The organism is Sodalis sp. RH22, assembly GCF_047324165.1.
Lineage (GTDB): Bacteria > Pseudomonadota > Gammaproteobacteria > Enterobacterales > Enterobacteriaceae > Acerihabitans.
Genome location: NZ_CP178731.1, coordinates 4,575,086 through 4,599,471, shown reverse-complemented (window position 1 = coordinate 4,599,471; position 24,386 = coordinate 4,575,086). Strand labels below are relative to the sequence as shown.

Annotated in this window: 21 protein-coding genes, 1 other RNA gene and 1 pseudogene; 14 read left to right on the top strand and 9 right to left on the bottom strand. The window is 59.5% G+C overall.

Annotated elements, in window-relative coordinates; all coding sequences use genetic code 11:
* The first annotated feature begins 5 nt into the window (after positions 1 to 5).
* The 7 genes and pseudogenes from ACL2XN_RS20915 (at position 6) to ACL2XN_RS20885 (ending at position 4,511) form a co-directional block, all read left to right on the top strand.
* Positions 6 to 686: a DedA family protein gene (locus ACL2XN_RS20915; RefSeq protein WP_413721516.1), complete on the top strand. Its 681-nt coding sequence runs from the start codon at positions 6 to 8 to the stop codon at positions 684 to 686.
* Between the two features lie 29 nt (positions 687 to 715).
* Complete coding sequence (gene mzrA, locus ACL2XN_RS20910; protein ID WP_413729370.1) at positions 716 to 1,072, top strand: EnvZ/OmpR regulon moderator MzrA; 357 nt, start codon at positions 716 to 718, stop codon at positions 1,070 to 1,072.
* A 153-nt stretch (positions 1,073 to 1,225) separates the two neighbouring features.
* Complete coding sequence (locus tag ACL2XN_RS20905; protein ID WP_162366294.1) at positions 1,226 to 1,531, top strand: DUF883 family protein; 306 nt, start codon at positions 1,226 to 1,228, stop codon at positions 1,529 to 1,531.
* A gap of 4 nt (positions 1,532 to 1,535) precedes the next feature.
* Positions 1,536 to 1,919: pseudogene (locus tag ACL2XN_RS20900) on the top strand (phage holin family protein); the annotation flags it as partial.
* 74 nt (positions 1,920 to 1,993) lie between these two features.
* Complete coding sequence (locus ACL2XN_RS20895) at positions 1,994 to 2,278, top strand: YqjK-like family protein (RefSeq protein WP_410013388.1); 285 nt, start codon at positions 1,994 to 1,996, stop codon at positions 2,276 to 2,278.
* Positions 2,279 to 2,506: 228 nt separating this feature from the next.
* Entirely contained in the window at positions 2,507 to 2,899 is a 393-nt protein-coding gene (locus ACL2XN_RS20890) for a DoxX family protein (RefSeq protein WP_410013387.1), read from the top strand.
* A 610-nt stretch (positions 2,900 to 3,509) separates the two neighbouring features.
* Positions 3,510 to 4,511: a glutathione S-transferase family protein gene (locus ACL2XN_RS20885; RefSeq protein WP_413729369.1), complete on the top strand. Its 1,002-nt coding sequence runs from the start codon at positions 3,510 to 3,512 to the stop codon at positions 4,509 to 4,511.
* A gap of 44 nt (positions 4,512 to 4,555) precedes the next feature.
* Here the strand turns inward: ACL2XN_RS20885 and ACL2XN_RS20880 are convergent, their stop codons facing one another.
* Entirely contained in the window at positions 4,556 to 5,446 is an 891-nt protein-coding gene (locus tag ACL2XN_RS20880) for a LysR family transcriptional regulator (protein WP_410013385.1), read from the bottom strand.
* Positions 5,447 to 5,642: 196 nt separating this feature from the next.
* On the opposite strand from ACL2XN_RS20880, the gene ACL2XN_RS20875 reads away from it, so the two are divergent.
* The gene (locus ACL2XN_RS20875) at positions 5,643 to 6,371 is read left to right on the top strand and encodes a pirin family protein (RefSeq protein WP_410013384.1); all 729 of its coding nucleotides are present in this window, start codon (positions 5,643 to 5,645) and stop codon (positions 6,369 to 6,371) included.
* 65 nt (positions 6,372 to 6,436) lie between these two features.
* Here the strand turns inward: ACL2XN_RS20875 and rnpB are convergent.
* An RNA gene (gene rnpB, locus ACL2XN_RS20870) (RNase P RNA component class A) lies at positions 6,437 to 6,813 on the bottom strand.
* Positions 6,814 to 6,838: 25 nt separating this feature from the next.
* Positions 6,839 to 7,708 (bottom strand): 16S rRNA (cytidine(1402)-2'-O)-methyltransferase, encoded by an 870-nt coding sequence (gene rsmI, locus ACL2XN_RS20865; RefSeq protein ID WP_413721517.1) that lies wholly within the window; start codon positions 7,706 to 7,708, stop codon positions 6,839 to 6,841.
* A gap of 62 nt (positions 7,709 to 7,770) precedes the next feature.
* Between rsmI and ACL2XN_RS20860 the strand changes: the two genes are divergently transcribed.
* Genes ACL2XN_RS20860 through dolP form a run of 4 tightly spaced genes read left to right on the top strand, consistent with a single transcriptional unit; the run spans position 7,771 to position 11,343 of the window.
* The gene (locus ACL2XN_RS20860; RefSeq protein WP_413729368.1) at positions 7,771 to 9,777 is read left to right on the top strand and encodes a penicillin-binding protein activator; all 2,007 of its coding nucleotides are present in this window, start codon (positions 7,771 to 7,773) and stop codon (positions 9,775 to 9,777) included.
* Entirely contained in the window at positions 9,735 to 10,130 is a 396-nt protein-coding gene (locus ACL2XN_RS20855) for a YraN family protein (protein WP_413721519.1), read from the top strand. Before ACL2XN_RS20860 ends, ACL2XN_RS20855 begins: the two co-directional genes overlap by 43 nt.
* A 37-nt stretch (positions 10,131 to 10,167) precedes the next feature.
* Positions 10,168 to 10,758: a DnaA initiator-associating protein DiaA gene (diaA, locus tag ACL2XN_RS20850; RefSeq protein WP_162366285.1), complete on the top strand. Its 591-nt coding sequence runs from the start codon at positions 10,168 to 10,170 to the stop codon at positions 10,756 to 10,758.
* 9 nt (positions 10,759 to 10,767) lie between these two features.
* Positions 10,768 to 11,343, top strand: coding sequence for a division/outer membrane stress-associated lipid-binding lipoprotein (gene dolP / locus ACL2XN_RS20845; RefSeq protein WP_413721520.1), 576 nt, complete (start codon positions 10,768 to 10,770; stop codon positions 11,341 to 11,343).
* A 41-nt stretch (positions 11,344 to 11,384) separates the two neighbouring features.
* Here dolP and mtgA read toward each other — a convergent pair whose 3' ends face one another.
* The 4 genes from mtgA to ACL2XN_RS20825 form a co-directional block, all read right to left on the bottom strand.
* Positions 11,385 to 12,113 carry a monofunctional biosynthetic peptidoglycan transglycosylase gene (gene mtgA, locus ACL2XN_RS20840; protein ID WP_410013378.1) on the bottom strand — a complete coding sequence of 243 codons (729 nt, stop codon included), beginning with the start codon at positions 12,111 to 12,113 and terminating at the stop codon, positions 11,385 to 11,387.
* Positions 12,110 to 12,763, bottom strand: coding sequence for an isoprenoid biosynthesis glyoxalase ElbB (gene elbB, locus ACL2XN_RS20835; RefSeq protein WP_410013377.1), 654 nt, complete (start codon positions 12,761 to 12,763; stop codon positions 12,110 to 12,112). Before elbB ends, mtgA begins: the two co-directional genes overlap by 4 nt.
* 229 nt (positions 12,764 to 12,992) lie before the next feature.
* Positions 12,993 to 15,326: an aerobic respiration two-component sensor histidine kinase ArcB gene (gene arcB / locus ACL2XN_RS20830; RefSeq protein ID WP_413721522.1), complete on the bottom strand. Its 2,334-nt coding sequence runs from the start codon at positions 15,324 to 15,326 to the stop codon at positions 12,993 to 12,995.
* Positions 15,327 to 15,407: 81 nt separating this feature from the next.
* Entirely contained in the window at positions 15,408 to 16,334 is a 927-nt protein-coding gene (locus ACL2XN_RS20825; RefSeq protein WP_413723500.1) for a TIGR01212 family radical SAM protein, read from the bottom strand.
* 678 nt (positions 16,335 to 17,012) lie between these two features.
* On the opposite strand from ACL2XN_RS20825, the gene gltB reads away from it, so the two are divergent.
* Positions 17,013 to 21,473 (top strand): glutamate synthase large subunit, encoded by a 4,461-nt coding sequence (gltB, locus tag ACL2XN_RS20820; RefSeq protein ID WP_410013374.1) that lies wholly within the window; start codon positions 17,013 to 17,015, stop codon positions 21,471 to 21,473.
* Positions 21,474 to 21,483: 10 nt separating this feature from the next.
* Complete coding sequence (locus ACL2XN_RS20815; protein ID WP_410016723.1) at positions 21,484 to 22,902, top strand: glutamate synthase small subunit; 1,419 nt, start codon at positions 21,484 to 21,486, stop codon at positions 22,900 to 22,902.
* 104 nt (positions 22,903 to 23,006) lie between these two features.
* Here the strand turns inward: ACL2XN_RS20815 and sspB are convergent, their stop codons facing one another.
* Positions 23,007 to 23,504 carry a ClpXP protease specificity-enhancing factor gene (gene sspB / locus ACL2XN_RS20810; protein WP_410013373.1) on the bottom strand — a complete coding sequence of 166 codons (498 nt, stop codon included), beginning with the start codon at positions 23,502 to 23,504 and terminating at the stop codon, positions 23,007 to 23,009.
* Positions 23,505 to 23,507: 3 nt separating this feature from the next.
* Positions 23,508 to 24,149: a stringent starvation protein SspA gene (sspA, locus tag ACL2XN_RS20805; protein ID WP_410013372.1), complete on the bottom strand. Its 642-nt coding sequence runs from the start codon at positions 24,147 to 24,149 to the stop codon at positions 23,508 to 23,510.
* Between the last annotated feature and the right edge of the window lie 237 nt (positions 24,150 to 24,386).

Sequence of the window (24,386 nt, the reverse complement as noted above, 5' to 3'; positions counted from 1 at the left end):
GCTGAATGGATATACTAAAATCCCTGGTACATGCCCTCTGGCAACAGGATTTTGAAACACTTGCCGACCCTACATTGGTCTGGACCCTCTATTTGATATTGTTTGTCATTTTATTTCTGGAGAACGGCTTGTTGCCCGCGGCTTTCCTGCCCGGGGACAGCCTGCTGATCCTGGTGGGCGTGCTGATAGCCAAAGGCACCATGAATTTTCCCCTGACCCTGCTGATACTGACGGCGGCCGCCAGCCTGGGATCGTGGATCAGTTATATACAGGGTAAATGGCTGGGCAATACGCGCATGGTGCAAAGCTGGCTGTCCCATTTGCCGGCGCAATATCACCAGCGCTCGCATTCTTTGTTTTACCGGCACGGGCTTTCGGCGCTGCTTATCGGTCGTTTTGTCGCCTTTGTCCGCACCCTGCTGCCGACCATCGCTGGCCTGGCCGGACTGAGCGATACCCGCTTCCAGCTGTTTAACTGGCTGAGCGCGTTTATCTGGGTATTTATCCTGACCACCGTCGGTTTCCTGCTTGGCAAAACCGCCCTGTTCAAGCATTACGAAGATGAGCTCATGCTGGGATTGATGTTACTGCCGCTGATCTTCCTGGTGATGGGACTGGTCGGCTCGCTGCTGATATTGTGGCGTAAAAAACGCGCCACGGACGCCGTAAAAAGGTTAAGAAAGTGAATGTGAACGTAAAATGGCGGCGCGGGTGGATGACATGGCGAGCGGTATTGGTGGCGACAGCCTCGCTGCTGGTCTTGATATTGCTGCTGCCGGCGCTGATGACCAAAGAGACGGCGCTGGAGATTACCCTTGCCAGCGAACGCGGTTCCCTGCCCGACGGTTTTTATATCTACCAGCGCCTTGACGAGCGCGGCATCAGGATCAAAAGCATCACTCCCGCCAGGGACAGCCTGATTATCCTGCTCGATACGCCCGAACAGGCGCTGGCGGCGCAGCGCGCCCTGGAAGATCTGCTGCCGGAAAATTATTCGGTTTCACGCAGCCGGCACTATCCCCGCTGGCACTGGCTTCCCTATCTGCATACCGGCAATGCCCGGGTAGGCTAACCCTATTAACCCTAAGAAATTGCTATAAGTTTTTTGCGGTTTGCCAAATCCGGGGCTACGCTTACAACAAGCGCTAAATATTAGACGCCTAGGTAGTAATGATGGATTAATACGGGCTAACACTGATTCGTAAACGTCGAAGGAGTAAAAAAGATGGTTAAAGATACGACCTCTGAACATTTACGCGCCGAATTAAAGTCATTGGCGGATACGCTGGAAGAAGTGCTGCGTGGCTCCTCTCAGAAACCCAAGGCTGAATTTGACAAGTTGCGCAGCAAGGCGGAAAGCGCGCTCAAGGAAACCCGGACCCGTCTCGGCGATGGCGGCGAGCGCCTGGCCGAACAGACCAAAGTGGTTGCGGAAAAGGCCGATGAATATGTACATGACAACCCCTGGACGGGTATCGGCATCAGCGCCGTAGTCGGGTTTGTCCTTGGTGCGTTAATTATGCGGCGTTGATAAAATGATTGAACAGCAAAGCCAGGGCCCTGGCAAGGGCATTTTCACCATAGGCCAGCGTATTATTACCATTATTGTCAGTATGGTGGAGACCCGCCTGCGTTTGGCAGTGGTAGAGCTGGAACAAGAAAAATCCAATATTATCCAAATGCTGATGATGGCCGGTATTACGTTGTTACTGGCCGCTTTTGGCTTGATGAGCCTGCTGGTGCTGCTGATCTGGGCCATCGATCCGCAATACCGCCTGACGGCGATAGCCACTACCACCGCGGTGCTGTTCGCGCTGGCGATTATTGGCGCCATCTGGACGTTGGGCAAGGCTAAGCGTTCCACCCTGCTGGGTTCCACGCGCGAAGAACTGCAGGTTGACCGGAATATATTGGAAAAGGTCCAAGACGAAATTCAGGAAGAAGAGAAAGCCCGCAAGCGCGAAAAGGAAAGGGAAAGAGCCAGGGAGGACAGATGAGCGACCATCAGCCTAAAATGACCAAAACCCAACTCCTGCGCACCATACACCAGCAGCGGCTGGATCTGGGGGCGGAAAAACGCGCCTGGTATTTTGCCACCGCCCGCTACGACCGCGGCTGGAACACGGTATTGAGCCTGCGCAAGTATCTGATAGCCGGTTCCAGCATACTGGCGCTGTACAATATCCGTCATCCCAGCCGTTTTATCCGCTGGACAAAACGCGCGCTCGGCATCGTCGGTACGCTTAAACTGATTCGCACCACGCTTCAATCACGTTAATACGCCCTCCCGCGGGCGAAAGCCCGCAGGAATCTCCACCGCCCCGCCCCTTACTCAATTTTTTTGATAATAACCGACAGTTTTAATCGCTATCACCCAACCTTTCTTACGGATAACATCTCCTTCATCAAACGCAACGGGTCCATTAAGCCGCCTAACCTGCTTTAAAACCTGCTGTAATCTGGCTTTCGTTTTGAAGGCCGTCCTTTAAAATAAGATGGGAAGAAGATGAAAAAATTAGATGATAGCGCCATCCTGGTTGCCCGGATCCTGTTGCCGATCCTATTTATCGTTTCCGGCTTCGGCAAAATAGGCGGCTACGCCGCTACGCAGCAATATATGGAAGCCATGGGCGTGCCCGGCTTTATGCTGCCCCTGACCATCTTGCTGGAATTCGGCGGCGGCCTCGCCATCCTGTTCGGTTTCCTCACCCGCACGGTTGCGTTGATCACCGTGGTCTTTGTCCTGCTGACCGCCTTTATTTTCCATAGCGATTTCTCCCAGGCTGGCAACCAGATCAACTTTATGAAGAACCTCTCCATCTCCGGCGGCTACTTACTGCTGGCGGTGCTGGGCGCCGGTTATTTCAGCATCGATCGCCTGCTTAACAAAAAGTGGTAACAGGCCGCAGAAGGCAAAGCTGACTACACTTAACACAAGCAGTGTTCAAGGGAAAACGCCCCATGGCATGGTAGGCACGCGATCATCGAGCTCACATAAGTCGTGTTAAAGGGAGAGCGTGCCAATGGGGTCGAATCGGGCGTGGTTTTCCCGCCCGACCGAGCGCCCCATAGTGCGCTATGCCTGCCAACGCCGAACTCAACGCAGGCGTGTTAAAGGGAGAGCGTGCCAATGGGGTCGAATCGGGCGTGGTTTTCCCGCCCGACCGAGCGCCCCATGGTGCGCTATGCCCGCCAACGCCTAACTCAACGCAGGCGTGTTAAAGGGAGAGCGTGCCAATGGGGTTGAATCGGGCGTGGTTTTCCCGCCCGACCGAGCGCCCCATGGTGCGCTATGCCCGCCAACGCCGAACTCAACGCAGGCGGGTTAAAGGGAGAGCGTGAATGGGGTCGAATCGGGCGTGGTTTTCCCGCCCGACCGAGCGCCCCATGGCATGGTAGGCCCGCGATCATCGGGCTCACATAAGCCGTGTTAAAAGGGGAGTGTTCCATCACACCGCAGGCCCGCTGGCACCGGCCGCAATTATCCACTGACTATAAGGAACTCGCATATGGGACTGCTCGTAGAGGGCCAATGGCAAAACAGCTGGTACGACACCAAATCCACCGGCGGACGCTTCGAACGCTCGGCGGCGCAGTTCCGCAACTGGATCACCCCTGACGGCGCGCCCGGCCCCACCGGCCGCGGCGGATTCGCCGCGGCGAACCACCGCTACCACCTCTATGTCTCGCTGGCCTGCCCGTGGGCGCACCGCACACTCCTGATGCGCAAACTCAAAGGCCTGGAGAACCTGATCCCGGTGTCCGTGGTCCATCCCCTGATGCTGGAAAACGGCTGGACCTTCGGCACTGATTTTCCCGGCGCCACCGGCGACCCGCTTTACCACAAGGATTACCTCTACCAGCTCTATCTCGAGGCCGACACCCGCTACAGCGGGCGCACCACGGTACCGGTGCTATGGGATACCGCGGGGAAAACCCTCGTCAGCAATGAATCGGCGGATATCATCCGCATGTTCAACAGCGCCTTCGACGGCGTCGGCGCCCGCGCCGGCGACTATTATCCCCGTGAACTGCGCGCGCAAATCGATGAGATTAACGGCTGGGTTTACGACCAGGTCAACAACGGCGTCTATAAAGCGGGCTTCGCCACGTCCCAGCAAGCCTATGATGAAGCGGTGGAAGGCGTATTCGCCGCGCTGGATCGGCTCGAGGCGATACTGGGCCGCCATCGCTACCTCACCGGCGACCGGCTGACCGAAGCGGACCTGCGCCTCTGGACCACCCTGATCCGTTTTGATCCGGTCTATGTCACCCATTTCAAATGCGATCGCCGCCGGATCGGCGATTATCTCAACCTCTCGGGCTTCCTGCGCGATATCTACCAAATGCCGGGCATCAGCGACACGGTGGATTTCGCCCATATCCGCAACCACTACTACCGCAGCCACGCCACGCTCAATCCCCACGGTATCATTTCCATCGGACCGCGGCAGGATCTGGACGAACCGCACGGTCGCGACGATCGTTTCGGCCCGGCGGACGAGGACTGACCGGCGCCGGGATGCGGCGGCGTCAGGTTAACAGCGGCCGGATCTCAGGCGAATAATTTCGGGATTTCGCGCAGGAACCAGGATTTGGCCTCGCCCATGCTGTCGCGGCGCCAGGCCATAATGATATCGTTCTCCATACTGTACTCGGGGCCCACGACCCGCAGGCGTCCGGCGGCAATGTCCTCCGCCACCAGCGGATAGGGCATGGTGGCCACGCCCAGCCCGGCCAGCAGCGCCCGGCGCTTATCGTGCATGGAGCTTACCGTCAGGCGTTGCTGCTTATCCAACAGCTGCACGGTCAGCACCGGACGTTCGCGGGCGGTATCGGCAATGGCGATGCCGCGGTATTTTACCCGCGTCAACTCCGACAGCGGCTCCGGCTCCTGGTGAATGGGATGATCCGGGCTGGCCACGTACACGTTGAGGATTTTATACAATTTGCGGCTGTTGATTTCCGACGAGGTGCGAAAATGCATATCCGGCGCGATAACGATATCAGCCCGGCCCTGCTCCAGCCGTTCCCAGGCACCGGCCAGCACTTCGGTAATAATCGACACTTGGGTATTGGCCTTGCGCGCCAGCTTCTCGATTAAGGGGAACAGCTTCTCGCTCGGCACCAGGGCTTCCGTCACCACGGTTAAATGGGTTTCCCAGCCGCGCGCCAGCGCCTCGGCGTCGGTGGTCAGCTTATCCGCCGCTTCCAGCAGTACCCGCCCGCGCTCCAGCAGCATGCGCCCGACGTTGGTAAACTTGGTGCGATGCCCCGAACGGTCGAATAGCACCACATCCAGCTCTTCTTCCAGTTTTTGCATGGTATAGCTTAGCGCCGAAGGTACCCGGCCCAGTTCATCCGCCGCCGCGGCAAAACTGCCGCGCCGGTCGATGGCATCCATCACCCGTAATGCTTCCAGCGTTAACGCCCGTTCTCTAGCCATGCCCGGTCTCATTCAGGAAATTTGAATATACTGACCAGATTAACTTGCTAACAATCCGCCGTCCATACCCTTACTATTTATAGAGTAAAGTTTTGGCGCCGCCGTCCCTATGCTGCCAGGCGGATAATAAACACGCCATCCGACCCTACACATAAAAAATGGGCAGCTTGTCCATAGAAAATAAGCAGACAGAGCCATGATTACATTCAGAACGGCAAAACAATGCGGCCATGCCGACTACGGCTGGCTCCAGGCGCGTTACACCTTTTCCTTCGGCCATTTTTTCGATCCCAAGATGCTCGGCTACGCTTCCCTGCGCGTGCTGAACCAGGAGGTGCTGGCGGTCGGCGCCGCCTTTCAGCCGCGCGCCTATCCGCAGGTGGATATTCTTAACCTGATCCTTCAGGGACAGGCGGAATACCGCGACAGCGAGGGCCGCCATATCCAGGCCGCCACCGGCGACGCCCTGCTGCTGTCGGCACGCAACGGCGTCACCTATAGCGAACAAAACACCGGTTCGACGCCGCTGACCCGGCTGCAACTGTGGATGGACGCCTGCCCGACGCGGGAAAACGCCGCGGTCCAGCGCCTGGCGATACCCGACCAGCCCCATTTGCTGCTGGCCTCGCCGGATGGCGAAGGCGGCAGCCTCCAATTGCGTCAACAGGCCTGGATACATCACGTGGAACTGGCGGCGGGCCAAAGCCTGACCTTGGAATTAAGGGGATCGCGCGCTTACCTGCAATCGGTGCATGGCACGATTCACATCGATAACCCGGCGACAGATAGCCCCGCTCACCGCGAGGACACCGCCAATCCCACCTTGCTGACCTGCGGCGACGGCGCTTTTATCCACAATGAGCGCCGCGTCCGGCTACAGGCGCAAACGCCGCTGCGGGCGTTATTGATCGACCTGGCGGAATAAACGCGAAGGGGGGTTGCCGGGCAAAAAAAAACCCCATGCCATAAATAAGCATGGGGCTAACGCGATAATAGAGTTGACCGGTAAGCCGGGTTCTGTCGAGGACAATCATTCATCTAGGCCAGCGCTCGCGCGCTGGCTCAAGCAGCCTACCCGGGTTCAGTACGGGCCGTACCTTGTGAACCCCTATTTGGCCTTGCTCCGGGTGGAGTTTACCATGCCGCAAACTGTTGCCAGCCGCGCGGTGCGCTCTTACCGCACCCTTTCACCCTTACCTGATCCCGCTTGCGCGGGCCATCGGCGGTTTGCTCTCTGTTGCACTTGTCGTGGGTTTGCACCCCCCAGGCGTTACCTGGCACCCTGCCCTATGGAGCCCGGACTTTCCTCCCCATGACGTTGCTTCCCGAAGGAAGGTCGGTCAAGCGGCGATTGTCTGGTCAACTCCGGCGCGGAGTATAAAAGCTTTTCGATCAATTGTCATCCCCAAGCTGGTCCAGGGCATAACGATAAAGGGCATTTTTTTTCACACCGTGGATTTCGGCGGCCAGGGCGGCGGCTTTATTCAGCGGCAGCTCCTTTTGCAGCAGGCCGAGCGTACGCAGCGCCTCCGGCGGCAGGGCGTCGTCCTTGACCTGGAAACCTTCGACGATCAGCACCATTTCGCCGCGCGCGCGATGCTCATCCTCGCCGACCCAGGCCAGGAGTTCGCCCACCGGCGCGCCGTAGATGCTTTCCCATGTCTTGGTCAGCTCGCGCGCCAGCACCACGTAGCGCGCCGGCCCCCATACGGTGACCATATCCTGCAGGCTCTCCAGCAGCCGATGGGTGGATTCGTAGAAGATAAGGGTGCGCGGTTCCTGTTCCAGGGCCAGCAGCGTATCCTGGCGGCCTTTGCGCTTCGCCGGCAGGAAACCCTCGTAGCAGAAGCGATCGGAAGGCAGGCCGGCGGCGGACAGCGCGGTAATGGCCGCACAGGGACCCGGCAGCGGCACCACCCGGATACCCGCCTCGCGGCAGCGGCGGACCAAATGATAGCCCGGATCGTTGATCAACGGCGTGCCAGCGTCGCAGACAAGTGCGATACTCAGTCCTTCCTGCAGCTTTGCCAGCAAAACATCCGCTTTTTGCTGTTCGTTATGATCATGTAACGCGAACAGGCGCGCATTTATGGCAAAATGTTGTAACAATAGGCCGGTATGACGGGTATCTTCAGCAGCAATCAAGTCGACCCGCTGGAGTGTCGACAGCGCCCGCTGGGTGATGTCTTCCAGATTACCAATGGGAGTCGGTACCACATAAAGCGTTGATGCGGAAATATCTGCTTGTTGGTGTTGATTCATTGTCTCATCCGGATTGCCGATTTAATATTGAGCATCTTGAAAAAAACATCACTGGATACAGAATGCTTTACTCATATGTCATGGGTTTTAAAACAGGGCGTGTTCTACCCGTCGTGCTGGCTGCGCTGATCCTCGCCGCGTGTTCCAGCCAGGCGCCGCAGGCCCCTGCCGGCGGCGGCCAGGCCAAGCCCGGCGCCAATGCCGGCGCCAACGCCGATTATTACCTGCAGCAAATGCAGCAGGCGGGCAATGATAATAGCAAGACCGACTTTCAATTACTCGCCATTCACGCCCTGATCGGCGAAGGCAAGACCGATCGGGCGCAGCAGTTGCTCGGCACGCTACCCCAAGCGATGACCGATGTCCAACAGCGCGAGCAGCTTTTGCTGTCCGCCGAGCTTGCCGTCGCGCAAAAACGGCCGCAGGACGCAACCGCCGCGCTGCAAAAACTCGACCCCGGCCAGCTTTCCCAGGAGCAACAGGCGCGCTTCCTGCAGGTGCGTATTGCCGCGGGCGCCGGCCAACAGCCGTCGCTGGATTTGCTGCGCGCCTATATTGCCCAGGAGCCGCTGTTGGCCGACCCGGCGGCGCATCAGCAAAATATCGACCAGACCTGGCAAGCCCTGCTGGCCTTTTCAGCCCAGCCGCAGGCAAGCCTGGTGATTAACGCCAATGAAAATGTTCTCCAGGGCTGGCTGGATCTGCTGCATGTCTACCAGGACAATAAACAGGATCCCGCCCTGCTGAAAGCCGGCATCAAGGATTGGCAGACCCGTTATCCGCAGAACCCGGCGGCCAAGACCCTGCCGACCCAGCTCAACCAGGTCCTGAACTACCAGCCCTCGTCGGTCGGGCAAATCGCCCTGTTCCTGCCGATGAACGGCCAGGCCCAGGTGTTTTCCAATGCCATCCAGCAGGGATTCAACGCCGCGAAAAACGGCCTGAATACGGCCGCCGCCCCGGTGCCGCCCACCGATGCCTCCGCGGGCCAAACCTCGCAGGCGGTCACCGCGCCGGCCGACGCCGCCACCGCCGTTACCGCCGCGCCGCAGCCGGCGGCCGCGCCCGTTGCCGCCGGACCGGCAAGCAATGCGCAAGTGAAGGTCTATGATACTTCCAGCCAGCCGCTGCCGGCGCTGCTGGCACAGGCGCAGCAGGATGGCGCCACCCTCATTGTCGGGCCGCTGCTGAAAAATGAGGTGGAACAACTCTACAGCAGCCAGAGCACGATGAATATCCTGGCCCTCAACCAGCCCGAGCATCTGCAGAACCGGGCGAATATCTGCTATTTCTCCCTCTCGCCGGAAGATGAAGCCCGCGACGCCGCCAACCATATCTTCCAGCAGCACCGGCAACAGCCGTTATTGCTGGTGCCGCGTGGGTCGCTGGGCGATCGCGTCGTCAAGGCCTTTGCCGAGGCCTGGACCAAAGCCGGCGGCGGCACCGTGCTTGAGCAGCGGATCGGTTCCGTCGGCGAGCTGAAACAGGCCATCAACAGCGGCGCCGGCATCCAGCTTTCCGGCCAGCCGGTATCCACCGCGGCGCCGTCGGAACCGCAGTCAGTGACCATTGCCGGTCTGACCATCCCGGCGCCGCCAAGCGATGCGGCGATCTCGCCTTCCGCCGGCGGCGGCGTCGACGCGGTGTATATTATCGCCACCCCGTCCGAGCTGGCGCTGATCAAGCCCATGATCGACATGCGCACCAGCTCGCGCTCGCGCCTGGGCCTGTATGCCAGTTCGCGCAGCTACCAGGCCGAGGCCGGCCCGGACTACCGCCTGGAAATGGAAGGGCTGGAATTCAGCGATATCCCGCTGCTGGCGGGCGCCAATCCCGGACTATTGCAACAGACCAGCGCGCAGTTCAAGGAAGATTATTCACTGGTGAGGCTGTACGCCATGGGCATGGACGCCTGGACGCTGGTTAACCATTTCTCCGAAATGCGCCAGATCCCAGGCTTCCAGGTGGCGGGCGAAACCGGCCAGCTCTCGGCGACACCGGATTGTGTCATCAACAGGAAGCTATCTTGGCTGAAATACCAACAGGGAAAACTGGTACAGGCACTCTAAACCGGCAGCGGTCCGGCGCGCGGGCGGAATATCTGGCGCGCCGGTATCTGGAAAACGCTGGCATGCGCTTCGTCGCCGCCAATATGCGGGTGCGCGGCGGCGAAATCGATTTAATCATGCGGGAATCCCGCGCCTGGGTATTCGTCGAAGTGCGTTATCGCCGTAATAACGCATTCGGCAGCGCCGCTGAAAGCGTCACCTTCCGCAAGCAGCGCCGGTTATTGCTGGCGGCGGCGGTCTGGCTGGCGCGTCGGGGCGAAAGCCTGGAAACATCCTCTTGCCGTTTCGATGTCCTGGCCATTACCGGTTGCCGCGTAGAATGGCTGGTAAACGCCTTCGGCGCAGCGGGATAACCGCTACTTCATTTATCACAGATTAGGCTTAACTACCGTGCTGGAAAGAATCAAAGGTTGTTTTACAGAAAGTATCCAAACCCAAATCGCGGCGGCGGAAGCCTTGCCCGACGCCATCTCCCGCGCCGCCACGGCCTTGGTGCAAGCGCTGCTCAGCGGCAATAAAATCCTGTGCTGCGGCAACGGGACATCCGCCGCCAACGCGCAGCATTTCGCCGCCAGCATGATCAACCGTTATGAAACCGAGCGGCCAAGCCTGCCGGCCGTGGCGTTAAACGCCGACAGCGTAGTGCTGACCGCTATCGCCAACGACCGCCTGCATCAGGAAATCTATGCCAAGCAGGTGCGGGCGCTCGGCCAGGCCGGCGATATCCTGCTCGCCATTTCCACCCGGGGCAATAGCCGTGATATTGTGAAGGCGGTGGAGGCGGCGGTAACGCGCGATATGACCATTATCGCCCTGACCGGTTACGACGGCGGCGAACTGGCCGGCCTGCTCGGGCAGCAGGACGTTGAAATCCGTATTCCTTCACACCGCAGCGCGCGCATACAGGAGATGCATATGCTGACGGTTAATTGCCTGTGCGATCTTATTGACAATTCATTGTTTCCTCACCAGGACGATTAAGGAGCTTACATGAAGGTTCGTTTCCCCTTTGTACTGCTGTTCACCGCCCTATTGCTGCAGGGATGTGTCGGTGCGGTGGTCGTCGGCAGCGCGGCGGTGGCAACGAAAACCGCCACCGATCCCCGCACGGTAGGCACCCAGGTCGATGACGGCACGCTGGAAGCCCGCGTCGGCAACGCCCTGGCCAAAGACGCGCAGATCAAGAAAGAAGCGCGTATTGTGGCCACCGCCTACCAGGGCAAGGTGTTGTTGACCGGCCAGGCGCCCACGGCGGAACTGGCCAATCGGGCCAAACAAATCGTGGTAGGCGTGGACGGCGCCACGGAAGTGTATAACGAAATTCGCCTGGGGCAGCCGGTCAGCCTGGGACGCGCCTCGATGGATACCTGGATCACCACCAAGATCCGCTCGCAGCTGCTGGCCAGCGATGCGGTGAAATCATCCAATGTCAAAGTGACCACCGAGAATGGCGAAGTCTTTTTGCTGGGACTGGTGACCAATGAAGAGGGTAAGGCGGCGGCGCAAACCGCCAGCCAGGTCAGCGGCGTCAAGCACGTCACCACCGCGTTTACCTATATCAAATAAATAGCGGGGCGGGTTCTCCCGCCCGCCCTTTCCCCTGGCGCTCAGCGCAGGCGATTTTCCCTCAGGTAGTCCTCTCCCCCCATCTGGCGCATCTGGCGCATGATCCATTGCTGGCGCATCTGCACATAACGCGACGGGGCATTGGCGCGAAAAAGCAGCGGATTCGGCAATACCGCCGCCAGCAACGCCGCTTCCGCAGCGGTCAACCGGCTGGCGGGCTTGTGGAAAAAACGCTGCGCCGCCGCTTCCACGCCAAAGGTCCCCTCGCCAAATTCGGCGATATTCAGATATACCGTCAGAATACGCCGTTTGGTCCAGAGTCCTTCCATGGCCAGGGTAATACCGGCTTCCAGCCCCTTGCGCGTCCAGCTGCGTCCGTTCCATAACAGCAGGTTCTTCGCCGTCTGCTGGGAAATGGTGGACGCGCCGCGCATCCGCTGGCTGCGTTCATTATGCGCCGCGGCCGCCTGGATGGCGTCGATATCAAATCCCCAATGCCGGGCGAACTTCTGGTCCTCGGCCGCAATCACCGCCAGCGCCATGTTCGGCGAAATATCGCTCATGCCGACCCAGTCGGAATGGGCGACATAGGCAAAATCGCCGTGCAGCCAGGCGCCCAGTTGCCGTTCCATCATCACCGCCGAAAAGGGCACCGGCAGAAAAGCAAACAGCACCACCGCCGCCAGCCACGCGCCGACAAGCGCAGCGCACCCCGCCAGCAGCCATTTCGCCGCGCGCCATGCGGAAAACCGGCCGCCTGCGATCCTCATGCGGTGAATTCCAGTACCCGCGCCACCAGTTTATCGATGCCCTTCGCCGCCTCGGTGATGGAGGTGGCCAGCATATAGCCGGGCGTGGTGATCACTTTATTGTCGGCATCGACCACAATATCATCCACCGGGCACACCACATGGATGCCCCCCATGTCTTCGATCATTTCCGCGGTATCGTTATCCGTGCCGATGGTTAACCGCAGCGGCGTATCAATCAGTTTCGGCAACAGCGCCGGGGCGATGCAAATAAAACCGATTGCTTTACGTTGTTTATGTATTTCCTGCGTCAGACGACGCAAATCGGCATCCACGTCGCCCTCGTTCCCTTTGCCGGCGATATCGCTCAGGTTCAGCACGGCGCCGAATCCACCCGGCACGATCAGCGCGTCCAGCTCATCGGCGCGCGCCTCCGCCAACGGACGTATCTGGCCGCGCGCGATACGCGCGGATTCAACCAGGACATTGCGTTTTTCGGTCATTTCTTCGCCGGAAAAATGATTAATAACATGGGCCTGGAGTTTATCCGGCGCAAAACACACCGCCTGCGCCCCAGCGCGGTCCAGGGCCAGTAACGTCAGTACCGCTTCGTGAATTTCACTACCGTCATTCACGCCACATCCGCTTAAAACGACGCCAACGCGTTTCATAAATATCCTCGCTTCCATCAGGCCGGTGAAAATATTATTTCTATTGACAAAGTCTATTCTACATCCCAAATTTTAATGGTTCTTGTAACATTACAGCGTTCTTTTGCTATGTTGATAATTAACGCTTAACGAATTTTACCACCCCGCCAACCAACAACACCTGAGAATGGGCGGGTAACAGTTTCCCTGGTGTTGGCGCAATCTTCGCGCACCCCGGCCTAGGTCGGGGTCATTTTTTTTCAGCCTTACGTACCCACTCCCGCAGCGTCTGCACATCGTTACGCCACTCCTGCCCCAGTTCGTCCACCCACTCCTGCACGTTATCCCACCAGGCCGGCAGTTCCGGCGATTGGATCTGCTGGGCCAACTGCTGCAGGTGCAGCAGGCCGATGGAGCCGGCGGCGCCTTTGATCTTATGGCCTTCCTCGGCGATGCCGTGCCGATCGCGCGCGGTCATATTGGTCGACAGCAGGGTCATATACCCCGGCATCATCTTCTCGAACATCTCCAGGCCCTGGTATATCAGGGACGGTCCCACCAGGTCCAGATACTGCTCCAGCATCGCGGTGTCCAGTATGGCCTGCGCCGCCGGCGCTCCGGCGGCATCCTCCGCGTCGGCGGGCCGATCGCCGGGATGATCCCAGAAGCGCTGGATGACCTCGGTCAGGGCCGATACCGCCAGCGGCTTGCTCAGCACATCATCCATGCCGGCATCGAGGTACTCCTGTTTGTTTTTCAGTACGTTGGCGGTCAGGGCGATCAGCGGCGGCAAATCCCGCCCGGCGTAGCGCCGGCGCAGCTCGCGGGAGATATCCAGCCCGGTCATATCCGGCAACTGGATATCCAGCAGCACCAGGTCATATTCATCGGGATCAAACATCTCCAGCGCGTCGCGGCCGGTCATCGCCACATCCACGCTGCTGCCCAGTTTTTCCAGCACCGAACGCGCCACCACCACATTCAGCTCAATGTCCTCCACCAGCAGTACGTTGAGCGCCGGCAGCGGCAGGTCATCTTCGTCGTCCTTCGGCTCAGGCCGCACTTCCGGCGCCGTGATGGACAAGCTGAAACACGAGCCTTTGCCCGGCTGGCTTTTTACCTGGATATCGCCGCCCATGGCCTGCGCCAGGCGTTTTGACACCGCAAGGCCGATGCCGGTGCCGGTGGCGGGCTTGCCGCCGTTCTGATCCTTGACCTGGTAATACATGGCGAAAATCTTGTCCTGCTCGTCCTCGGGAATGCCGATACCGGAATCCTCCACGTCAAAGCACAGCAGATCGTCTTTTTCGCGCCGGACGCGAATAATAATTTCACCGCTGCGGGTAAATTTCACCGCGTTGCCAATCAGATTCCACAGGATCTGGCGCAGGCGGGTGCCGTCGGCAAGAATGGCGTCCGGCAGCGGCGCGCAGGGCTGCATCACCAGCGTCAGCCCCTTGGGCTGCACCAAAAGGCCGGACAGGTTCTCCAAATCGGTCAGGAAGGCGTTGAAATCCATCGGCTGGTTATCCAACTGCACCTTGCGCCGCTCCAGTTTATCCATTTCGATAATATCGTTGAAGATATTGCCGAGGGTGATGGCGCTGACGTGAATGGTCTTCAGGTAATTGAGCTGCTCCTGATCCAATTGGGTATCGAGCAGGATGCGGCTTAAGCCGACGATGCCGTTAAGCGGCGTACGCAGCTCGTGGCTGATCGTTGAGATAAAGGTGGTCTTCTCCCTGCTGGCGTTCTCCAGCGCGTCCTGGTAGCGCTTACGCTCGGTTATATCGCGGCCGAAACCCATCAGGCCGTGTCGTTTGCCCACCCGGTCGTAAAAAGGCACCTTGCGCAGTTCAAAACAGGCCTTGCGTCCGTCGGGATAGACCAGCCACTGCTCGTAGGTCAGCGAGACATTATGGCGGAACACCTTCTCATCGGTTTCGATCACTTTTTCCGCGATATCCGGCGCATACACATCGCGTGGGGTCAAGCCTACCAGCTGCTTCTCGCTTTTTCCCACCAACAATTCCGTCGCGCGGTTGCAGCCGGAAAATTCCTTGTTTTCATTGCGGTAGTACACCAGGTCGGGCGAGGCGTCCAGGAAAGAGCGCAGCAGCGACGACTGCTGTTCCAGCTCGATTTGCGCCTGTTCGCGCCGGGCCATCTCCTCGGTCAGTTTATCCATGGCGCGCTGGCGGGCGTCCTCCGCCTTCTCGCGATCGGCAATCTCCTGGTTCAAATGCGCGATATTGTCCTGCAACTGCTGGTTGAGCTGCAGGTCGCGGTTGCGCATTTCCTCCAGTTTATCCACCAGCCGCGCCAGCCGCTGGCGGGATTCCTCCAGTTGCTCAACCACCACCGAGAGAAAATACACCGCCCAGGGCGTGATCAGCAGACCGAAAAAGATCGAGCGCACCACGTCGATGCTTTCAACCTCGCCGCGCAGCAGCATGGTCACGGCCATCTGCACAATCATGGCCAGCACCACCAGCGCCGACGCCAGCAGCAGCGAAAAACGGACCAGCCCCAACTTGACCATCAGGTCGACGTAATATTGCGCCAGCAGGCGGATTTGCTTCATAGCGGTTTCCTTGGGTGACGATGCCGTCAATCATACCGTAAAAAACGATGCCGTAGGTGACGTCGCGGGGGGATCAGGCGGTCAGGCCCCGGGCAGGAACGGCATGCCCAGGGCGCTGCCCTGGCCGCCCTGCGCCTTGAGGTCATTATACAGCGCATTCATCCCGTTCCAGTGATTGGCGCACCACAAAGGTGCAAGCAGGGTCGGCGGACGGGCGCTGGCGCTAATACGGTGGAAAATCACCTGCGCGGGGGTATGGCGGATCATCTCGCCGGCAATGGCGGTATAGTCCTCCAGGCTTAGCGCGGCAAGACGCCCCGCCCGCCAGGCCCTGGCCATCACGCTGCCCTCGACCAGCAGCAGCGGATGCAGCTTCAGGCCGTCGACGCCCGCCGCCAACACCCGATCGAGGGTGGACAGGCATTCCGCCGCCCCCTCGCCCGGCAAGCCGACAATCAGGTGCGTGCACACGCGCAGGCCCCGCGCCCGCGCCGCCGCCACGGTATGGCGATAACAGGCAAAATCATGACCGCGGTTGATACGGCGCAGGGTTTTATCCTGCGCGCTTTGCAGCCCCAGTTCCAGCCAGACCTCATACCCCTGGCGCTGGTAGCCGGCCAGCAAGTCCAATACCTCGGGCGGCGCGCAATCCGGACGGGTGCCGACGCAGATGCCGACGATATCGGCCTGCGCGAGCGCCTCGCGGTAGAGACGGTCTAAAACCCTCACTTCTGCATAAGTACTGGTATAGGCCTGAAAATAGGCCAGGTAGCGTTTGGCCCGGTCGGCGTTGCGCGCCTGGCCGGCTACCTGCTCGCCGACGCTGCGGAACTGGCTTTGTTCGTCGGCAAAAGAGGCGACATTGCAAAACGTGCAGCCCCCGCGCCCGAGGGTGCCGTCGCGGTTGGGACAGCTAAACCCCCCGTGCAGCGAGAGTTTATACACTTTCTGGCCGTAGCGGCGCAGAAGATCGCCGCCAAACATATTGACTACCTGCAGCAACTGCATATTCTGGTTATCCCGGCCGGTTGAGGTCGTCCAGACTAGCCGGTTTGCCCGCCGGCCGTGATGATATCGATCAATACCCATCGCCGTCGCCGGCCGCATCGCATATTTATGCAAAGAAGGTGAGAATAAAATCAATTCTCATCGATTAAAATTTCTTATTTTCTCCCGGCGAATCATTCATAATGTCACTATCGCGACAAAACAGAGCCATACACGCCAGAAAACACGCTAGCCAGCAGATCCTGCTGTTATGGGTCCTGGCACTAGCATGGTGCAGAGATACTAGCGCTGCACTACAGTGAGACAGCGCATATCGGCACCGGCCGCTCCCGCCGCCCAGACGACGGTCAAACCGGCTTTAATTAGATTATTATCAATTGGTTAATAGTGTTTTCAGGCGATTTAAGCCCCTTTCTAGCGGGATTTGACCTGCGTGGTGTTTATCGTTAATTTGGAAGGCCGCTGGAAGAATTCTGGACGGGTTAACGACTCGTCATAGTTATGCAGTTATGAAGACTCCTTCTTAAAGCAAGTCGTTTATCACGAGCAAAGACCGCCACGATGAGGTTACCTGGAGAGAGTGGAACAGCAGGACGTTTAATCCGCTGCCGCTCAATACGGATACGCCTCCTCGCAGTAGGTTGTGAGAGTCACCTGGAGCCTGGGGAGGTCCACGATATGTTGTACGATGAATCCCAAGAGAAGGACAACTGCGGCTTCGGCCTGATTGCCCATATAGAAGGCGAGCCCAGCCACAAGGTGGTCCGAACCGCTATTCATGCGCTGGCCCGTATGCAGCATCGTGGCGCCATCCTGGCCGACGGCAAGACCGGCGACGGCTGCGGTCTGCTGTTGCAAAAACCCGATCGCTTCTATCAGATGGTGGCGCTGGAGCGCGGCTGGCGGCTGGCTAAAAACTACGCCGTCGGCATGATATTCCTGAGCCGCGATGAAGACGAAGCCCGCGCCAGCCGCCGGATTGTCGAAGAGGAACTGCAAAACGAAACGCTGTCGATAGTCGGCTGGCGCGAGGTTCCCATCAATCCCGATGTGCTGGGTGAAATCGCACTCTCCTCGCTGCCCCGTATCGAGCAGATTTTTGTCAACGCACCGGCGGGTTGGCGTCCCCGTGATATGGAACGCCGCCTGTACGTGGCGCGCCGCCGTATCGAAAAGCGCGTGGCCGACGACAGTTTTTACGTCTGCAGCCTCTCCAATCTGGTGACCATTTATAAAGGCCTGTGCATGCCGGCGGACCTGCCGCGCTTTTACCTGGATCTGGCGGACCTGCGGCTGGAATCGGCCATTTGCCTGTTCCACCAGCGCTTCTCCACCAATACCGTGCCGCGCTGGCCGCTGGCGCAGCCGTTTCGCTACCTGGCGCACAACGGCGAAATCAATACCATCACCGGCAACCGGCAGTGGGCGCGGGCGCGCGCCTATAAGCTGAAGACGCCGCTAATCCCGGATTTGCAGGACGCCGCGCCGTTCGTTAACGAAACCGGCTCCGACTCCAGTTCGCTGGATAATATGCTCGAGCTGTTCCTGAGCGGCGGCATGGACCTGATCCGCGCCATGCGCCTGCTGGTGCCGCCGGCCTGGCAGAACAATCCCAATATGGACCCGGAGCTGCGCGCCTTTTTCGATTTTAACTCCATGCACATGGAACCCTGGGACGGACCGGCGGGGCTGGTGATGTCCGACGGCCGTTTCGCCGCCTGTAACCTGGACCGCAACGGCCTGCGCCCGGCGCGTTATGTCATCACCACCGATAAGCTTATCACCTGCGCCTCCGAAGTGGGCATCTGGGATTACCAACCCGACGAAGTGGTGGAAAAAGGCCGCGTCGGACCGGGCGAGCTGATGGTGATCGATACCCGCAACGGGCGTATCCTGCACTCGGCGGAAACCGATAACGACCTGAAAAGCCGCCATCCCTATAAAGAATGGATGGAAAAGAACGTGCGCCGCCTGACGCCGTTTGAGGAGTTGTCCGACGATCAGGTCGGTCACCGCGAGCTGGACAATACCCTGCTGGAAACCTACCAGAAGCAGTTCGGCTATTCCAATGAGGAGCTGGACGCCATTCTGCGCGTACTGGGCGAAAACGGCCAGGAAGCCACCGGCTCCATGGGCGACGATACCCCCTTTGCCGTGCTGTCGAGCCGCCCGCGCGTAATTTACGATTATTTCCGCCAGCAGTTCGCCCAGGTGACCAACCCCCCCATCGACTCGCTGCGCGAAGCCCACGTCATGTCGCTGGCCACCTGTATCGGCCGGGAAATGAACGTGTTCTGCGAAGCGGAAGGCCAGGCGTTCCGGCTGGCGTTTAAATCGCCGATCCTGCTCTACTCCGATTTTACCCAGTTGACCACCCAGGAAGAGCATCATTACCGCGCCGACAAGCTGGATATCACCTACGATCCCAGCGAGCGCAATATGCACGAGACGCTGCTCAAGCTGTGCGACGACGCGGAAGAGAAAGTGCGCCAGGGCACGGTGCTGCTGGTGCTGACCGATCGGGCCATTTCCCCCACCCGGCTGCCGGTGCCCGCGCCGATGGCGGTGGGCGCCATCCATACCCGCCTGGTGGAAAAAAACCTGCGCTGCGACGCCAACCTGATCGTGGAAACCGCCAGCACCCGCGACCCGCATCATTTTGCGGTGCTGATCGGCTTTGGCGCCACGGCCATCTATCCGTACCTGGCCTATGAAACCCTGGCGGCCATGATCGACAGCGGCACCATCGAAAAAGATTACCGTACCGTGATGCTGAACTACCGTAACGGCATCAATAAGGGCCTGTACAAGATCATGTCCAAGATGGGCATCTCCACCGTGGCGTCGTACCGCTGTTCCAAGCTGTTTGAGGCCGTCGGCCTGCACCGCGAACTGACGGATCTGTGTTTCCAGGGCGTGGTCAGCCGCATCGGCGGCGCCAGCTTCAGTGAATTTGAACAAGATTTGCTGAACCTCTCCAAACGCGCCTGGCTGAAACGCAAACCGCTGGATCAGGGCGGCCTGCTGAAGTATGTCCACGGCGGCGAATACCACGCCTACAACCCGGACGTGGTCAAGACCCTGCAGCGGGCGGTGCAAAGCGGCGAGTACGGCGAATACCAGCAGTACGCCAAGCTGGTCAACGAACGTCCCATCGCCATGCTGCGCGACCTGCTGGCCATCAAGCCCGACGGCAACGCCGTGTCCCTGGACCAGGTGGAGCCGGCGGAAAACCTGTTCAAACGTTTTGACACCGCCGCCATGTCCATCGGCGCCCTCAGCCCGGAAGCCCATGAATCGCTGGCGCAGGCCATGAACAGCCTGGGCGGCTTCTCCAATTCCGGCGAAGGCGGCGAAGACCCGGTCCGCTACGGCACCAATAAGGTCTCGCGCATCAAACAGGTCGCCTCCGGGCGCTTCGGCGTCACGCCGGCCTACCTGGTCAACGCCGATGTTATCCAAATCAAGGTGGCGCAGGGCGCCAAGCCGGGCGAAGGCGGCCAGCTGCCGGGCGATAAGGTGACCCCGTATATCGCCAAGCTGCGTTATTCGGTGCCCGGCGTGACGCTGATTTCCCCGCCGCCGCATCATGATATTTATTCCATCGAGGATCTGGCGCAGCTGATTTTCGATTTAAAACAGGTCAATCCAAAGGCGCTGATTTCGGTCAAACTGGTTTCCGAGCCCGGCGTGGGCACCATTGCCACCGGCGTGGCGAAGGCCTATGCGGATTTAATCACCATCGCCGGCTACGACGGCGGCACCGGCGCCAGCCCGCTGTCGTCGGTAAAATATGCCGGTTGCCCGTGGGAACTGGGCCTGGTGGAAACCCAGCAGGCGCTGGTGGCCAATGGCCTGCGCCATAAGATACGCCTGCAGGTGGACGGCGGCCTGAAAACCGGCCAGGACATCATCAAGGCGGCGATCCTGGGCGCGGAGAGCTTCGGCTTCGGCACCGGTCCGATGGTGGCGCTGGGCTGTAAATACCTGCGCATCTGCCATTTGAACAACTGCGCCACCGGCGTGGCCACCCAGGATGAAAAGCTGCGCCGCGATCATTATCACGGCCTGCCGGAACTGGTGACCAACTACTTCCGTTTTATCGCTCGGGAGACCCGCGAAATCATGGCGGAGCTGGGCGTGACCCGGCTGGTGGATCTTATCGGCCGCACCGATTTACTGCTGGAGCTGGACGGCATTTCCGCCAAGCAGCATAAGCTGGACCTGTCGCCGCTGCTGAAAACCGCCACCCCGCATCCGGGCAAGGCGCTGTATTGCACGGAAAGCAGCAATCCGCCGTTCGACAAGGGACTGATGAACAAAACCCTGGTCGAACAGGCCATGCCCCATGTGGAGCTGCGCCAGAGCAAGACGTTTTATTACGATATCCATAACACCGATCGCTCGGTGGGCGCCTCGTTGTCCGGCGCCATTGCCGCGCAGCACGGCGACCAGGGCTTATCCGCCGATCCGATCAAGGCCTTTTTCACCGGCACCGCGGGCCAGAGTTTCGGCGTGTGGAACGCGGGCGGCGTGGAGCTGACCCTGACCGGCGACGCCAACGATTATGTCGGCAAAGGCATGGCCGGCGGCAGTATCGTTATCCGTCCGCCGGTGGGCTCGGCGTTTCGCAGCCATGAAGCCACCATTATCGGCAATACCTGCCTGTACGGCGCCACCGGCGGCAAACTGTTTGCCGCCGGCCGCGCCGGCGAGCGCTTTGCGGTGCGTAACTCCGGCGCCATCACCGTGGTGGAGGGCATCGGCGACAACGGATGTGAATATATGACCGGCGGCATCGTCTGCGTGCTGGGCCGTACAGGCGTCAATTTCGGCGCGGGCATGACCGGCGGCTTCGCGTATGTCCTCGACGAAGAAGGCGATTTCCGCAAGCGGGTGAATCACGAACTGGTGGAAGTGCTGGACGTGGAGCAATTGGCCATCCATGAAGAACACCTGCGCGGCCTGATTACCGAACATGTCCAGTTGACCGGCTCCCATCGCGGGGAAGAAATCCTGGCCGACTGGCCGGCCTGGGCATCGAAATTTACCCTGGTTAAACCAAAATCGAGTGATGTGAAAGCGTTGCTGGGTCACCGCAGCCGTTCTGCGGCAGAGCTTCGCGTGCAAGCGCAGTAAGAGGTTAATGATGAGTCAAAATGTTTATCAATTTATCGACTTGCAGCGTGTGGATCCGCCTAAAAAACCGCTCAAGATCCGGAAAATTGAGTTTGTGGAAATCTACGAGCCGTTCTCGGAATCGCAGTCCAAGGCGCAGGCGGACCGCTGTATTTCCTGCGGCAACCCTTACTGTGAGTGGAAATGCCCGGTACATAACTACATTCCCAACTGGCTGAAGCTCGCCAACGAAGGCCGGATTATCGAAGCGGCCGAGCTGTCGCACCAGACCAACAGCCTGCCGGAAGTGTGCGGACGCGTGTGCCCGCAGGATCGCCTGTGCGAAGGCTCCTGTACGCTGAATGACGAATTCGGCGCGGTCACCATCGGTAATATCGAGCGCTATATTAACGATAAGGCGATTGAAATGGGCTGGAAGCCCAACGTGTCGGGCATTGTGTCCACCGGCAAGCGGGTGGCGGTGATCGGCGCCGGTCCCGCGGGGCTGGCCTGCGCCGACGTGCTCACGCGCAACGGCGTACAGGCGGTGGTGTTCGACCGCCACCCGGAAATCGGCGGCCTGTTGACCTTCGGCATCCCGTCGTTCAAGCTGGAAAAAGACGTGATGATCAAGCGCCGCGAGATATTCAGCGAGATGGGCATTGAATTTCGGCTGAATACCGAAGTCGGCAAAGACATCATGATGAGCGATCTGCTGGGCGAGTTTGACGCGGTGTTCCTGGGCGTCGGCACCTATCAGTCCATGCGCGGCGGCCTGGAAAACGAGGACGCGCCCGGTGTTGTGGACGCGCTGCCGTTCCTGATAGCCAATACCAAGCAGCTGATGGGCTTTGAAAACCCCGAGTCGGCGCCTTACGTCAGCATGGAAGGCAAACGCGTGGTGGTGCTGGGCGGCGGCGATACGGCGATGGACTGCGTGCGCACCTCGATACGCCAGGGCGCAACCCATGTGATCTGCGCCTATCGCCGCGATGAGGAAAACATGCCCGGCTCGAAACGCGAAGTGAAAAACTCGCGCGAGGAAGGGGTGGAATTTATGTTCAACCTGCAACCGGTCAGCATCGAAATCGATGCCGCCGGTAAAGTGTGCGGTGTGAAGATGGTACGCACCGCCATGGGCGAACCGGACGCGCACGGCCGTCGGCGCGCCGAGATTATCGCCGGGTCGGAGCACGTGCTGGCGGCGGATACGGTGGTCATGGCGTTTGGTTTCCGTCCGCACAGTATGCAGTGGCTGGCGGATTTCAGCGTCGAGCTGGACAGCCAGGGACGGATTATCGCGCCGGAAGGCACCGAAACCGCGTTCCAAACCAGTAATCCGAAGATTTTCGCCGGCGGCGACGCGGTGCGGGGTTCCGATCTGGTGGTGACCGCCATTGCCGAAGGCCGCAAGGCCGCAGATGGCATCATGAACTACCTGGAAGTGTGATTGCCGCTAAGGCCCTCCCGCTCCGCCAGGGGCGGGAGGGCCTTGCCGTTACGGGCACGGATGAAATCGTTCCCGCCGTGATGGGCGCAGTGGGGGCCTTTGGCTTATTTCACGACCCGCAGCGACGGACGCCCGCCACGCGGCGGCGTTGGCGGCTCGTCATCGGGATGATAGTCATCATCGCTATCAGGACGGTCGCCGTCAATAATGGACATGACCGTTTCCGGCGCGTTACCCAGGGTCGACGCATCTTCCGCCACGCCATTTTGCTCATAGCCGACTTCCGGCTCAAACATGGTGCCGGCGCCGTTTTCGCGGGCATAAATGGCCAGCACGGCGGCAATGGGCACATTGACCTGACGCGGGATACCGCCGAAGCGCGCGTTAAAACTCACTTCGGCGTTGGTGAGCTCGAGACTTGCCACCGCCCGGGGGGCGATATTGAGGACGATTTGTCCGTCACGGGCAAATTCCATCGGCACCGAGACGCCGTCCACCGTGACATCCACCACCAGGTGCGGCGTCAGGTGGTTGTCCAGCAGCCACTCATAGAACGCCCGGAGCAGGTAGGGGCGGCGTGGGGAGAGTTGAGAGACTTCCATACCTTAGCCCCGGGTTTGCAGGCGCATTTCGCGCTCAGCTTCGGTTAAGGAGGCCAGGAAGGCGTCACGCTCGAATACGCGCGTCATATAGCCCTTGAGCTCCTTGGCGCCGGCGCCGGCCAACTCGATCCCCATCTGCGGCAAACGCCACAGCAGTGGGGCCAGGTAGCAATCCACCAGGCTGAACTCTTCGCTCATGAAGTACGGCGCTTCGTTAAATACCGGCGCTACGGCCAGCAGCTCTTCACGCAGCTGGCGGCGGGCGCCTTCCGCTTCCTGGGCGCTGCCCTGCTCGACCTTGCGCATCAGGGAGTACCAATCGTTTTCGATGCGATGCATCATCAAACGGCTGGTGCCGCGCGCGACCGGATAAACCGGCATCAACGGCGGATGGGGAAAACGCTCGTCAAGATATTCCATGATGATGCGCGATTCATACAGGGTCAGTTCGCGATCGACCAGGGTCGGCACGGTGCGGTAAGGGTTGAGGTCAATCAGGTCCTGCGGTAGATTATCAAGTTCTACCTGCTCAATTTCGACACTGACACCTTTTTCCGCCAGTACGATGCGTACTTGATGGCTAAAAATGTCGGTCGGGCCAGAAAACAGCGTCATCACCGAACGTTTGTTGGCAGCGACAGCCATGAAAACCTCCAAGTTTATCTAGAAAATACCGCGAATAGCCAACTAACCCGGCTACTATCCTGAAATTGTTTGACTGTTAATTCACCTGGCGCCACGCTGCCCATCGCAACCGCGGCAAGCGCTGCTTGCGGCATCATGACAAAACGCCGGCGACACCAACAGACATAAAAGTGTTTAACAGTTTACCAGATTTTTGCATGTTTAGGGGGATGGCGTGTGGCAAATCGCGTTGAATAC

Excerpts from the sequence above, each read along its gene's own strand:
- ACL2XN_RS20905 (WP_162366294.1), top strand. The coding sequence starts at position 1,226 with ATGGTTAAAGATACGACCTCTGAACATTTACGCGCCGAATTAAAGTCA.
- sspA (WP_410013372.1), bottom strand. The coding sequence starts at position 24,149 with ATGGCTGTCGCTGCCAACAAACGTTCGGTGATGACGCTGTTTTCTGGC.
- ACL2XN_RS20860 (WP_413729368.1), top strand. The coding sequence starts at position 7,771 with ATGCTTTACTCATATGTCATGGGTTTTAAAACAGGGCGTGTTCTACCC.
- dolP (WP_413721520.1), top strand. The coding sequence starts at position 10,768 with ATGAAGGTTCGTTTCCCCTTTGTACTGCTGTTCACCGCCCTATTGCTG.
- arcB (WP_413721522.1), bottom strand. The coding sequence starts at position 15,326 with ATGAAGCAAATCCGCCTGCTGGCGCAATATTACGTCGACCTGATGGTC.
- rsmI (WP_413721517.1), bottom strand. The coding sequence starts at position 7,708 with ATGAATCAACACCAACAAGCAGATATTTCCGCATCAACGCTTTATGTG.
- ACL2XN_RS20915 (WP_413721516.1), top strand. The coding sequence starts at position 6 with ATGGATATACTAAAATCCCTGGTACATGCCCTCTGGCAACAGGATTTT.
- ACL2XN_RS20895 (WP_410013388.1), top strand. The coding sequence starts at position 1,994 with ATGAGCGACCATCAGCCTAAAATGACCAAAACCCAACTCCTGCGCACC.
- gltB (WP_410013374.1), top strand. The coding sequence starts at position 17,013 with ATGTTGTACGATGAATCCCAAGAGAAGGACAACTGCGGCTTCGGCCTG.
- ACL2XN_RS20890 (WP_410013387.1), top strand. The coding sequence starts at position 2,507 with ATGAAAAAATTAGATGATAGCGCCATCCTGGTTGCCCGGATCCTGTTG.
- mtgA (WP_410013378.1), bottom strand. The coding sequence starts at position 12,113 with ATGAGGATCGCAGGCGGCCGGTTTTCCGCATGGCGCGCGGCGAAATGG.
- sspB (WP_410013373.1), bottom strand. The coding sequence starts at position 23,504 with ATGGAAGTCTCTCAACTCTCCCCACGCCGCCCCTACCTGCTCCGGGCG.
- ACL2XN_RS20815 (WP_410016723.1), top strand. The coding sequence starts at position 21,484 with ATGAGTCAAAATGTTTATCAATTTATCGACTTGCAGCGTGTGGATCCG.
- ACL2XN_RS20875 (WP_410013384.1), top strand. The coding sequence starts at position 5,643 with ATGATTACATTCAGAACGGCAAAACAATGCGGCCATGCCGACTACGGC.
- ACL2XN_RS20825 (WP_413723500.1), bottom strand. The coding sequence starts at position 16,334 with ATGCAGTTGCTGCAGGTAGTCAATATGTTTGGCGGCGATCTTCTGCGC.
- elbB (WP_410013377.1), bottom strand. The coding sequence starts at position 12,763 with ATGAAACGCGTTGGCGTCGTTTTAAGCGGATGTGGCGTGAATGACGGT.
- ACL2XN_RS20880 (WP_410013385.1), bottom strand. The coding sequence starts at position 5,446 with ATGGCTAGAGAACGGGCGTTAACGCTGGAAGCATTACGGGTGATGGAT.
- mzrA (WP_413729370.1), top strand. The coding sequence starts at position 716 with ATGACATGGCGAGCGGTATTGGTGGCGACAGCCTCGCTGCTGGTCTTG.
- ACL2XN_RS20885 (WP_413729369.1), top strand. The coding sequence starts at position 3,510 with ATGGGACTGCTCGTAGAGGGCCAATGGCAAAACAGCTGGTACGACACC.